11 protein-coding genes and 2 pseudogenes are annotated in these 11,888 nt (G+C 73.5%); 8 read left to right on the top strand and 5 right to left on the bottom strand.

Annotated elements, in window-relative coordinates; all coding sequences use genetic code 11:
- The first annotated feature begins 26 nt into the window (after window positions 1-26).
- Genes Q5425_RS22325 through Q5425_RS22340 form a run of 4 tightly spaced genes read left to right on the top strand, consistent with a single transcriptional unit; the run spans window position 27 to window position 3,688 of the window.
- A complete protein-coding gene (locus Q5425_RS22325) occupies window positions 27-842 on the top strand; it encodes an ABC transporter permease (protein ID WP_308674220.1) in 816 nt (271 codons plus the stop codon).
- Complete coding sequence (locus Q5425_RS22330) at window positions 827-1,531, top strand: ABC transporter ATP-binding protein (protein WP_308674221.1); 705 nt, start codon at window positions 827-829, stop codon at window positions 1,529-1,531. The genes Q5425_RS22325 and Q5425_RS22330 overlap by 16 nt, the downstream gene beginning before the upstream one ends.
- A 4-nt stretch (window positions 1,532-1,535) precedes the next feature.
- Window positions 1,536-2,540, top strand: coding sequence for an ABC transporter substrate-binding protein (locus Q5425_RS22335; protein WP_308674222.1), 1,005 nt, complete (start codon window positions 1,536-1,538; stop codon window positions 2,538-2,540).
- Entirely contained in the window at window positions 2,537-3,688 is a 1,152-nt protein-coding gene (locus Q5425_RS22340; protein ID WP_308674223.1) for an LLM class flavin-dependent oxidoreductase, read from the top strand. The genes Q5425_RS22335 and Q5425_RS22340 overlap by 4 nt, the downstream gene beginning before the upstream one ends.
- 41 nt (window positions 3,689-3,729) lie before the next feature.
- Here the strand turns inward: Q5425_RS22340 and Q5425_RS22345 are convergent, their stop codons facing one another.
- The 4 genes from Q5425_RS22345 to Q5425_RS22360 form a co-directional block, all read right to left on the bottom strand.
- Entirely contained in the window at window positions 3,730-4,485 is a 756-nt protein-coding gene (locus Q5425_RS22345; protein ID WP_308674224.1) for a DJ-1/PfpI family protein, read from the bottom strand.
- An 80-nt stretch (window positions 4,486-4,565) separates the two neighbouring features.
- Window positions 4,566-6,731: a glycosyl transferase gene (locus tag Q5425_RS22350; protein WP_308674225.1), complete on the bottom strand. Its 2,166-nt coding sequence runs from the start codon at window positions 6,729-6,731 to the stop codon at window positions 4,566-4,568.
- An 89-nt stretch (window positions 6,732-6,820) separates the two neighbouring features.
- Complete coding sequence (locus Q5425_RS22355; protein ID WP_308674226.1) at window positions 6,821-7,606, bottom strand: IclR family transcriptional regulator; 786 nt, start codon at window positions 7,604-7,606, stop codon at window positions 6,821-6,823.
- Window positions 7,607-7,662: 56 nt separating this feature from the next.
- Window positions 7,663-8,253: a TetR/AcrR family transcriptional regulator gene (locus Q5425_RS22360; RefSeq protein ID WP_308674227.1), complete on the bottom strand. Its 591-nt coding sequence runs from the start codon at window positions 8,251-8,253 to the stop codon at window positions 7,663-7,665.
- Between the two features lie 86 nt (window positions 8,254-8,339).
- Between Q5425_RS22360 and Q5425_RS22365 the strand changes: the two genes are divergently transcribed.
- From Q5425_RS22365 to Q5425_RS22375, 3 genes and pseudogenes are all read left to right on the top strand, one after another.
- A complete protein-coding gene (locus Q5425_RS22365; RefSeq protein ID WP_308674405.1) occupies window positions 8,340-9,257 on the top strand; it encodes an oxygenase MpaB family protein in 918 nt (305 codons plus the stop codon).
- Window positions 9,258-9,266: 9 nt separating this feature from the next.
- Window positions 9,267-10,292, top strand: coding sequence for an LLM class F420-dependent oxidoreductase (locus Q5425_RS22370; protein ID WP_308674228.1), 1,026 nt, complete (start codon window positions 9,267-9,269; stop codon window positions 10,290-10,292).
- 26 nt (window positions 10,293-10,318) lie between these two features.
- Window positions 10,319-10,429, top strand: a pseudogene (locus Q5425_RS22375) (IS481 family transposase); the annotation flags it as partial.
- 83 nt (window positions 10,430-10,512) lie between these two features.
- Here Q5425_RS22375 and Q5425_RS22380 read toward each other — a convergent pair.
- The gene (locus tag Q5425_RS22380; protein WP_308674229.1) at window positions 10,513-11,253 is read right to left on the bottom strand and encodes an SDR family oxidoreductase; all 741 of its coding nucleotides are present in this window, start codon (window positions 11,251-11,253) and stop codon (window positions 10,513-10,515) included.
- A 23-nt stretch (window positions 11,254-11,276) separates the two neighbouring features.
- Between Q5425_RS22380 and Q5425_RS22385 the strand changes: the two are divergent.
- Window positions 11,277-11,887, top strand: a pseudogene (locus tag Q5425_RS22385) (TetR/AcrR family transcriptional regulator).
- The last annotated feature ends 1 nt before the right edge of the window (window position 11,888 follow it).

An 11,888-nucleotide genomic window follows, 5' to 3' on the forward strand; every position in this document is an offset into this window, starting at 1 on the left:
ATCCACCCCGTCCCCGGGAGAAATCCGTGTCGATTTCCACCACGGGCGTGCTTCCGCGCGCCCGCTCCACCGGTCGTCCGCCGCGCAAAGCCGTGCGGCGACCCGATCTCAAACGCTGGATCAGCCCGGCGGTGCTCGTCGCCGCCTGGCAGATCGCCAGTACCACCGGTGTCCTGCCGCCCGACAAGCTCAGTTCACCGTGGACAGTCGTGCAGGCCGGTGCCGAAGCCGCGCGCAGCGGCGAACTCGGGACGGCGTTCGCCGTTTCGCTCGGCCGGGTCGGTGCCGGCTTCGCGCTCGGCGCGGTCGCCGGCGTCCTGCTCGGCATCGTCTCCGGGCTGTCCCGCTGGGGCGAGGCCCTGGTCGACCCGCCGGTGCAGATGCTGCGCACCCTGCCGTTCCTCGGCCTCATCCCGCTGTTCATCCTGTGGTTCGGCATCGGCGAAGAGACGAAGATCGTGCTGGTCGCGCTCGGCGTGGCCTTCCCGCTCTACCTCAACGTCCACTCGGGAATCCGCGGCGCCGACCCGGCCCTCGTCGAAGCCTCCCGGGCGCTCGGGTTCAGCCGCGCGGAACGGCTCTGGCACGTCGTCCTGCCCGGCGCGCTGCCGCAGGCGCTCGTCGGGCTGCGGCAGTCGCTCGGCCTCGCCTGGCTAGCGCTGATCGTCGGCGAGACGGTCAACGCCGACGCCGGCGTCGGCTACCTCATCAACAACGCACGCGAGTTCCTGCGCACCGACGTCGTGGTCGTCGGGCTGGTCCTCTACGCCGTGCTCGGCCTGGTCACCGACGCGCTGGTCCGGCTGCTCGAACGAAAGGTGCTGCGGTGGCGAACCCGGTAGCCGAGGTCCGCGGGCTCACGAAGCGGTTCGGTGACCGGACCGTCCTCTCCTGCCTCGACCTGACCGTCGAACGCGGCGAGTTCGTCGCCCTGCTGGGCCGCAGCGGCTCCGGCAAGTCGACGCTCCTGCGCGTCCTGGCCGGCCTCGACGGTGCCGTCGAAGGCAGCGCCGAAGTCACCGGAACCGTTTCGGTCGCGTTCCAGCAGCCGAGACTGCTGCCGTGGCGGAAGGTCTGGCGCAACGTCGTCCTCGGCCTGCGCCAGGACGGCGTCGCGAAGTCCCGCAACCGGGCATTGGCGGACAAAGCGCTGGCCGAGGTGCACCTGGCCGCGCACGCCGACGCCTGGCCGCTCACGCTGTCCGGCGGTGAGGCCCAGCGCGTGTCGCTGGCCCGCGCGCTGGTGCGCGAGCCCGATCTGCTGCTGCTCGACGAGCCGTTCGGCGCCCTCGACGCGCTCACCCGGATCGTGATGCACGCCCTGGTCCAGGACCTCTGGCGGCGGCACCGGCCGGGCGTGCTGCTCGTGACCCACGACGTCGACGAGGCGCTGCGGCTCGCCGACCGGGTCCTGGTGCTCGACGGCGGCCGGATCGTGGCCGGGCACCGGCCGCGCGAAGCCGCCGACCACAACGATCTCCGCCGGCGGGTGCTGGCCGACCTGGGAGTGACCGAAGATGCGGTGGCGTAGAGAGATGCGGTGGCGTAGCGGATGGGCTGCTGTCGCGGCGGCCCTCGTGGTGACCGCCTGCGGGACGGCGACCGGCGAAGCTCCCGCGCCGGCGCCGGTGAGCGCGGCGGACCTGGCGAAGGTGACGCTCAAGGTGGGCGACCAGAAGGGCGGGGTGAAGTCGCTGCTCACCGCGGCGAACCTGCTGCAGGGGACGCCGTACCGGATCGAATGGGCGACGTTCACCTCGGGGCCGCCGCTGCTCGAGGCCGCCTCGGCCGGCGCGATCGACGCCGGACGCGTCGGCAACACCCCGCCGATCTTCGCGGCCGCCGCGAAGGCGAAGATCAAGGTGATCAGCGTGTCGCGCAGCAACGTCGAACGGGAAGCCGTGCTCGTTCCACCGGACTCGCCGCTGCGGGACGTCGTTTCGCTGAAGGGCAAGACGATCGGCGTCGCGAAGGGCACTTCGGCGCACGGGCAGCTGCTGAACACCCTGCACCGGCACGGTTTGTCCACCAAGGACGTCAAGCTGAGCTTCCTGCAGCCGTCCGAGGCGTACGCCGCGTTCACCCAGCACACCATCGACGCCTGGGCGATCTGGGACCCCTACACCGCGCAGGCGCAGCTCGAGGCCCACGCGCGGGTGCTGGCCGACGGCCGGGGCGCGTCGAACGGCCTGGGCTTCCTGACGGCGAGCACGGCCGCGCTCGGCGATCCCGGCAAGAACTCCGCCCTGCGCGACTTCGCGGTCCGCGTGGTCAAGGCGCAGAAGTGGGCCGACACGCACCGCGGCGAGTGGGCGCAGGCGTGGGCGAAGGAAACGGGGTTGAAGCCGGAGGTCGCCCAGAAGGCCGTCGAGGCGGGCCGCGACCTGCCGATCGTGCTCGACGACTCCGTGGTGGCGGCCGAACAGCAGCTCGCGGACGCCTTCACCGACGAGAAGACTTTGCCGGGCAAGGTGGACTTCGCCGCCTTCGTCGACCGGCGGTTCGGTCCCGACCTGGACCAGGCGAGGAGCAACGGATGAGCATCAGGCTGCACTGGTTCCTGCCCACCAGCGGCGACGGCCGCACGATCGTGGAACGCTTCCACGCCAACCGGTCCGCCGGCCCGGTCGCGCAGCGCGACCCGGACCTGGACTACCTGGCCCAGGTCGCCCGCGCCGCCGAGCGGCAGGGCTTCGAAGGCGTCCTGACGCCGACGGGCACGTGGTGCGAGGACGCGTGGCTCACCACCGCCGCGCTGATCCGGGAGACGACCCGGCTGAAGTTCCTGGTCGCGTTCCGCCCCGGTGTCCTCTCGCCGACGCTCGCCGCGCAGATGGCCGGGACGTTCCAACGGCTGTCGGGCGGCCGCGTGCTGCTCAACGTCGTCACCGGCGGCGACGCGGTGGAGCAGCGGCGCTTCGGCGATTGGCACGACCACGACGCCCGGTACGCCCGCACCGGCGAGTTCCTCACCATCGTCCGCGGGGTGTGGTCGGGCGAGCCGTTCACCTTCGCGGGCGAGCACCTGAGCGTGGAAGGCGCGACGACGCTGGCCGTGCCCGATCCGGTGCCGCCGATCTACTTCGGCGGCTCGTCGCCGGCCGCGCTGCCCGTCGCGGCGCGGCACGCCGACGTCTACCTGACCTGGGGCGAACCGCCCGCGCAGGTCGCCGAAAAGATCGGCCGGGTCCGCGAACTGGCCGGGGACCGGCCGATCCGGTTCGGCGTCCGGCTGCACACGATCTCCCGCGACAGCTCGGCCGAGGCCTGGGCGGAGGCGCAGAAGCTGCTCGACGCGCTGAGCCCGGAGCAGGTCGCCAAGGCCCAGGCGCAGCTGGCCGCGAGCGAGTCGGTGGGGCAGCAGCGGATGGTGGCGCTGCACGGCGGCCGGTCCGGCGGCGGCGTCCGCGCGCTGGAGATCCACCCGCACCTGTGGGCCGGCATCGGCCTGGTCCGCGGCGGCGCCGGCACCGCGCTGGTCGGCAGCCACGCCGAAGTCGCCGACCTGATCGAGGAGTACCACTCGGTCGGCGTCACGGAGTTCGTGCTGTCGGGCTACCCCCACCTGGAGGAGGCGTACTGGTTCGGCGACGGCGTCCGGCCGGAGCTGGCCCGGCGCGGCCTGCTGGCGGACGTCCCGGCGCTGCCGCGGCCGTCGCACCCGGAGCGGACCGTCGCCGCGCTCTGACGGTGGTGCGGGGACGCCGGCGCGTCCCCGCACCCCGTCCGCTACCGCTGCGATCCGGCGAGCAGCCGCAACGCGAGCTCCTTGAGCTGCGGGCTCGCCGCGGCCGCGTCGCCCGAGTCGAACGGCGGCTGCGGGTCGTACTCCACGGCCAGCTGGACCGCGCGCGCAATCTCCGCTCCGGCCAGCTCGGCCGCCAGGAACAGCGCCATGTCGATGCCCGCCGAGACGCCCGCCGCCGTGATCACCTTGCCCACCCGGACGTACCGCTCCGGCACGTACTCGACGCCGAACGTGGCCTCGAGGTAGCTCGCCGAGGCCCAGTACGTCGTGGCCCGCTCGCGCAGCAGGCCCGCCGAGCCGAGGACCAACGCGCCGGTGCACACCGACGTCGTCCAGGTCGTGTGGCGGTCGATGCGGCGGATCCAGTCCAGCAGCACCGGGTTGTTCATCGCCGCGACCGTGCCGCGGTTGCCCGCCCCGGGCACCAGCAGCACGTCCAGCCGGTCCACTTCGGACACGGCGCGGTCGGCGAACACCGCCGTGCGCCGGGTGTCGGTGCGCACCGGGCCGCGGCGTTCGCCGATCATGGTGACCCTCGCGCCGGGGAGCCGGGACAGCAGTTCCACCGGGCCGGTCGGGTCGAGCAGGCTGAACCCGTCGTAGAGCAGGACGCCGATCTCCGGGCCGGAACCGGGAGTCCCGGCGGCCGCCGTCCCGGTCGCCGCCGGGAGCCCCAGTGCCACGGCCGCGGCCACGCCGCCGAGCACGGTCCGGCGGCTCGTCTGTGTGTCGTTCATGCTGCGGGAGTGTGGACAGCCGCCGCGGGCGGCGGACCGGGGATGTCCGCGATCCTGCGAAGCGTGTCCCTGGTGCGTTCTCAGGGGGAGGAGTAGGGGACGAGCAGTCCCGGGGGCGCGAACAGCGGGTAGGTGACGAGCACGCCGTCGGCCGTGCGGACGACCGAAGCGGGGCGGAAGAGGTCGCGCTGCCCGGTGTAGAACGCGGTGACGCCGGTTTCGCCGCCGGTCAGCAGCACACGGCGGCGCGGCTGCCGGGCAGCGTCCTCGCCGGCGACTTCGGGGAAGGCGGCGACCCGCACCGGCTGGACGGCCGCGAGCGCGGCGATCGTCGCGATGAGCCGCGGATCGGCGCAGCCCTCTTGGAGGACGGCGGCGGCTTCCGGGGTCAGGGTGATCCGGGCCGAGGCGGTCAGGGCTGCGCCGGCGTGGGCCCGGGCGGGTGTCTCCGGCGGTGCGGCCGGGTCGGCCGGGGGCAGCCCGAGCCGCCAGACGGTGACCCGGATATCGCCGTCGCCGAACACCGCGGTCGCGCCCGCGCCGGTGAAAGCGGCGTCGAGGGCCGGGAAGCGCTTCCGGAGCCCGGTTTCGCCGGTCCCGAAGACGGCCCACTCGGCGGCCGGGCAGGTGACGGCGCACGCGGCGGGCGCGGCGAGCAGGCCGGTCGGCCAGCCGGTGTTCGCGAGTTCGGCCCAGGCGGCCTCGTCGACCAGCAGCCGGGACCCGGAAGCATTGGCACGCAACCATTCCCGCGCGGCAGCGAGCGGCCCGCCCCGGTCGGCGGCCGGCTGCAGCGCGGGATACCCGAAGCCCCAGCTGACGGCGACGGTTGCGGCGAGGGTGACCCCGGCGAGGGCGAGCAGGAGGCGGTGACGGCGGGGTGGACGGCCGTGGTGGGCAACGGTGGACGCTTGAGTGAGGTGGCCCTGGTCCGCGCGGTGCGCGGTTGTGGGTGGTGGGGCGGCGGTTGGGGTGACTTCGGCCTGTGGGGGCCGGAACCCCCGGCGGGCTGGAGTGGGTTGCGGGGTGGCGGCCTGCGGGGCCCGGGCCAGGCGGCCGGTGATCCACTGGCGTGCCGGAGTGGGCTGCGGGGGCCGGCCCTCCCACGCGGACCCGCCTCGGTGATCCTCGCGGTGCGCGGCCACGGGCTGCGGCGGGGGAGGCGGGGCAACGTCGGCCGATGCGGCCCGCGCCAGGCGGCCGCCCGTGCCTCCGCTGCGCACCGAACTGAACGACCGGCTCCGGTCCCCCCACGCGAACCGCGCCCGACGCCCCGCATCCCCGAAGCCGCCCGGCCACCACCGCCGCCCCGCTGCCTGCGCGATCCCCGCCACCAGCAGCGGCGTCACCGGCACCAGCAGCGCGAACACCGCCGTGTCCGGTACCCCCGGCACGAGCAAAGCCGCGGCGAGCAGCAGTCCCGACACCGCGAACGGCCGCACCGCCCGCACGCCGAGTGCCGCCACCAAGGCGACCGCCGACAACACGATCCACGCCGGGTCGAGCGCGGCCCAGTCCGCCGCCGACGGGCGGCCCGCCGCCGCGAGGTGGGGGCGGAGCAGCGCGGCCGCCGGGCCGAACGCGATGCCCAGGCCGAGGTTCAGCAGCACCGCCACCAGTGCCGCGCGGGCCGGGGCGCGGCGCGCCAGCAGCCAGCCGGCCGCCGGCAGGAAGAACAGCGCCAGCGGTGAAGTCAGCACCGCCGCCAGCAAGCAGACCGCCGCCACGATGTCGTGGCGGATGCGGGCTCGCGGGCGGGTGATCAGCACCAGCGCCCCCAGCACCCACAGCGCCGCCAGGTGCTCCACGACGACCAGCCGCTGCACGCCGAGAGCCAACGGGGAGGCCGCGAGGAGCAGCACCGCCGCCGTGGACGCCCAGCGCGTCAGGCCAAGGCGGCGGGCCAGCACCCACAGCAGCACCGCGCCCGCGACCGCGGCGAGGAGCACGGTTTCGCGGACCGCGGCCAGTGCCGTCGCCGAGCGGCCGAACGCGTCCGAGACCATCGTGGCCGCCGCGAGCTGCAGCCAGCCGAACGGGCTGACCCCGGCGCCGCCCGCGTCGGCGAACGACGTCAGGTGGGCGAGCGCGTGGACGTGGGCGACCGTGGCGGCCTCCGCGGGCAGCGCCGGGGCGGGGGCGGCCAGGTAGAGCACGCGCAGCCCGCCGGCCAGTGCCAGCAGCGCCAGCACGATGTCGAGCGACAGCAACCGGTGTGCTGCGGAGACCGGGCTGCGCGGGGCCATTGCACGGACTGTAGCGGTTCGCGCCGCCCCGGCCGGTCCGGGACCACGTCCGCGAGCGCAGTGACCCGAGATCCGTTGCCGGGCAAAGATTATTTCCGACTGTCCGGAGTGGAGCCCGGCAGCGTCCGGGTCAACGCGAGCGCGACCGTCCGGACGGCCGGGGCGACCCGTTCGGTCCGCATCCGGTTGGCCCAGCCGGAGATCGACACCGCCGCCACCGCGACGCCGCGCGAGTCCAGCAGCGGGCTGGCCGCGCACACCACGCCGACGCCGGATTCCTCGCGCTCCAAGGCGATCCCGTCTTCCCGGACGCGGGTGAGCTGGCGGCGGAGCAGGCCGGGCGCGGTGATCGTCCGCGCGCTCATCCGCGGCAATCCGGCGTCGATCACCTGGTTCACCACGGATTCCGGGGAGAACGCGAGGATCGCCTTGCCGACGCCGGTGGCGTGCGCGGGGAACCGGCCGCCGATGCGCGACGGCAGCGTCGGCGCGTCCGGCCCGCGCAGCACGTCGAGGTACACGACTTCGGTGCCTTCGAGGATCGCGAGGTGGACGGTGTTGCGCGTGGCCTCGCGGAGGTCGGCCAGGTACGGCCGGGCCGCCTCGACCAGCCCGCGGCGCGGCGAGGCCAGCTGGCCGATTTCGAACAGGCGCAGCCCGAGCCGCACCGCGCCGGCGTCGCGTTCGAGCAGCCCGGTTTCCACCAGGTGCCCGACGAGCCGGTGCACGGTCGTCTTCGCCAGGCCGGTCCGGCGGGCCAGCTCGGAGACGCCGATGGTGTCGTCACCCGGCCGGAAGGCTTCCAGCAGCGCGGCGAGCCGGGCTGCGACGAGGCCGTCGCCGCTCGCGCCGTCGTTCCGCCCAGCGGTACGCATGGGTTGAGTGTGCCCGATCCGCCGCGCGACTGTCACGGGGTCGGCAAGGAGGTGGGTCAGTGGCCGTCGGCGCCGAGGACGAGTTTCACGCAGTGCGCGACGAGCCGCTCGCGCGAAACCTTCAGCGACCCGTCGAGGTAGGCGATGAAGACGTTGCTCAGCGCGCCGACCAGCCCGACGGCGACCATCCGGCGTTCGGTCTCGTCGCCGTGGGACAGCTGCTCGCCGACGAGCGCGGCGAACACCGGCAGCAGATGCAGGCCGCGGCGGGTCAGCGCGGGGTCGGTGAGCGGGGCGAGCAGCAGGATCCGGCCCTTGCGGGGGTCGTCGACGATCAGTTCGACGAACGCGCGCACGGCGTTCTCCGCCCGCAGGACGGGGGTGGGGGCGTCCCGCACCGCGTCGACGAGCGCCTGCCGCGCTTCTTCGCCGACGTGCTCGTACACCGCCGCGACCAGCTCTTCGCGGTCGGCGAAGCTCTCGTAGAAGTAGCGCTCGGTCAGCTTGGCGTGCCGGCACACCGCGCGGACGCTCGTCCCGGCCGAGCCTTCGGTGCCCAGCAGCGCGAGGCCGGCGGCCACCAGCTGCCCCCGCCGCAGCGCCTTCCGGTCGTCCAGCGTCGTGCCCGCCCAGGTCCGGCCCGGCATCACAGCTCCTTGGTTGACTACATCTGTTGTCAGATCCTAGCCTGACAACAGCCGTGGTCAGTTCAAGACTCGACGAGGAGCCGCCGATGACCGCCGAGCCGCTGGGGCCCGACTCGCTGACGTGGAAGTACTTCGGCGACTGGCGTGGCCTGCTGATCGGCCTGTGGGCCGGGTCGATGCAGAACATGCACCCGGGCCTCGGCGCCGGCGTCGAGCAGCACTCGCGGTTCTTCGAAGAACGCTGGCAGCGGCTGTTCCGCTCGCTCTACCCGATCGGCGGGGTGGTCTACGACGGCCCGCGCGCCCACGCGACCGCCCTCGAAGTCCGCGGCTACCACGACCGCATCAAGGGCGTCGACGCGCAGGGGCGGCGCTACCACGCCCTCGACCCGGACACGTACTACTGGGCGCACGCGACCTTCTTCGTCAGCACGATCCTCATCGCCGACCACTTCACGGGCGGGATCGGCGAAGCGGAGAAGCGGCAGCTGTTCGACGAGCACGTCCAGTGGTGGCGGATGTACGGCATGACCCTGCGGCCGGTGCCGGCGAGCTGGGAGGACTTCCAGCGCTACTGGAAGCACATGTGCACCGAAGTCCTCGAGGACAACAAGGCCACCCGGGACGTCCTGGACATCCGCGGGCTCGGCAAGCCGCCGTTCCTGCCCTGGCTGCCGGACGCGCTGTGGCGGCCGGTCCAGCGGGTGATCGCCCGCAACTTCGCCTGGCTCACGATCGGCCTCTACGACCGCGAGGTGCGCGACCTGCTCGGCTTCCGCTGGACCGAGCGTGACGCGCGGCGCCACCGCCGCTTCGGGAAGCTGGTCGACGCCGTCTTCAAGCTCGTGCCGCACGACCGCCGCTACCACCCGCGGGCGCGGGCCGGCTGGCGCCGCGAGCGCGGAGAGGTGGCTGTGGACGCGCCCTTGGCCGAGACTCCACGCAGGAACCTGCCGCCGCTGTCCGAGCGGGGCAAGCCCGAGCACTACGCGCCGAACGTCTAGGAGGCTTTCGTGAAGCTGGGATTCCACGTCGGGTACTGGCAGAGCGGCCCGACCCCGGGTGCGCTGGAAGCCGTCCTCAAGGCCGAGGAGCTCGGCTTCGACTCGGTGTGGACGGCGGAGGCCTACGGCTCGGACGCGTTCACGCCGCTGGCCTGGTACGGCGCCTCCACCAGCCGGATCCGGCTCGGCACCAACATCGTCCAGATGGCCGCGCGGACCCCGACGGCGACGGCGATGAGCGCCATGACCCTCGACCACCTTTCCGGCGGCCGGATGGTGCTCGGGCTCGGCGCGTCCGGCCCGCAGGTCGTCGAGGGCTGGTACGGCCAGCCGTACCCGAAGCCCCTCGCCAGGACGCGCGAGTACGTGAACATCGTCCGGCAGGTGATCGCCCGCGAGGCGCCGGTGACCCTGGACGGCGACCACTTCCAGCTGCCGTTCAAGGGCGGCACCGGGCTCGGCAAGCCGCTGAAGCCGACGGTGCACCCGCTGCGCACGGAGATCCCGATCCACCTGGCGGCGGAGGGCCCCAAGAACGTGGCACTGGCGGCCGAGATCGGCGACGGCTGGCTGCCGCTGTTCTTCTCGCCCAAGAGCAACGACTTCTACAAGGCCGCGCTCGAGGAAGGCTTCTCGCGGCCGGGCGCGCGGCACACCTTCGACACCTTCGAGGTGCCGTGCTCGCTGCCGGTGATCGTGCACGACGACGTCGAAGAGGCGGCGAGCTGGATCAAGCCGTCGCTGGCGTTGTACATCGGCGGGATGGGCGCGAAGAGCGTCAACTTCCACCACGACGTGTACGCGCGGCTGGGCTACGGCGACGTCGCCGACAAGGTCCAGGAGCTCTACCTCGCCGGCCGCAAGGAAGAGGCGGCCGCGGCGATCCCGACGTCCCTCGTGGAGGACACGTCCCTGATCGGGCCGCCGGCGAAGATCCGCGACGAGCTGCAGGCCTGGGAGGAGACCGTGGTGACCCAGCTGCTGCTGCGCGGTGACGCCGCGACGCTGGAGAAGATCGCCCGCGTGCTCGGCTGACCGGCGGGCCGCCCGTGGCCTTCGCCGGCGAACCACGGCGCAGCTACGAAGACGACCACCCCGGTTCGCTGGTCCAAGTCCAGGTCACCGAGTTCGGCAACATCCCCGACGGCGGCGGGCACCGGTTCGTCGGCCGCGCCCGGCTGCACTTCTGCGATCACCGCCGACCTCGCAGCTCAACCGGTGGCAAGCCACCCATCGCTCCGCGCGCTCGGCGCGCTCAGCCCTGCCGGGTGGGGCGGATGGTGAGGTCGCCGATCTCGACGTCGTCCGGCTGCTCGATGGCGAACGCGATCGCCCGTGCCACGGCCTCGGGGCTGATGCCGAGCGCCGCCATCGCCTGCTGGGCCTGCTCGCGCTGCGCGGGGTCCTCGACGTAGTCGACCAGCTCGGTGCGCACATACCCCGGCGAGATGGAGGTCGTGCGCAGGACACCGTCGGTCGACTCCTGCCGCAACGCCTCCAGCAGCGTGCGCACGGCGTTCTTGGTCCCCGCGTAGACGGCCTGGGTCGGGACGATCTTCAGCCCCGACGTCGAGACGGTCGTGACGAAGTGCCCGCGGCCCTGCGCGCGGAACACCGGCAGCGCGGCGGCGATCCCGTGGAGCACCCCGCGGAGGTTGACGTCGATCATCGCGTCCCAGTCGTCGAGGTCGAGGGTGCTCACCGGGGCGATCCGGGCGACGCCGGCGTTGGCCACCAGGACGTCGAGGCGGCCGAAGCGATCGACCGCGAGGGCGACGAGCCGCTCGAGGTCGGCCCGCCGGGTCACGTCGACCTTCAGCAGCTCCGCGCGGCCGCCGTCGTCGCGGATCTTCCGGGCGAGCACTTCCAGCCGGTCGGTGCGCCGGGCGCCCAGCACGACGGCCGCGCCGCGGCTCGCCAGCTCCACGGCCGTCGCTTCGCCGATCCCGCTGCTCGCGCCCGTGATCGCGACGACCTTGTCCAGCCCGTTCGTCATGGCACTCCTCGCTAAACTGACAACTGTCCGGTTGGCTCCCACCGTACCGGACACTTGTCCACTTAAGCGAGGAGCGGGTCTCGCGTGAGTGCCGTTCGGACGCCGTCGCCAACCGCGACCGGATCGACGAGGCCGCACGGGCGGAGCTGAGCGAGTCCAACGGCGCGGCCGATGAGCTGAAACTGCACCGGGTCGCCAATGCCGCCGGGGTCGGGCAGGGCACGCTCTACCGGCACTTCCCGACGCGCGAGCACCTGCCGGCGGAGGTGTACCGGACCGAGCTGGGCCAGCTCGTCGGCACCGTGGCGCCCGCTGCTGGCGGAACACTCCCCGCTGAACGCGCCGGCCCGCTGGCTGGACCGGCTGATCGAGTACGCGCGCGTCGAACGCGGCGTCATGGCGGCGATCGAGGTGCCGGCTTGGCAGGACCTCCACTCCGGTCAGCACCACCGGCTCGACGAGGCGCTCGAAACGCTGCTGGACAGGGGAAAGGCCGCCGGGGAGATCCGCGCCGGCGTCGACGGTGCCGACGTCATCCTGCTCCTCGGGGCCGCTGTCACGGATCCCCGAAGCCGGCTGGGACGAGCGGGCGCCCCGGATCGTGGCGGTGATCATCGACGGCCTTCGCGCCTAGC

It is taken from the genome of Amycolatopsis sp. A133 (assembly GCF_031082405.1).
Lineage (GTDB): Bacteria > Actinomycetota > Actinomycetes > Mycobacteriales > Pseudonocardiaceae > Amycolatopsis.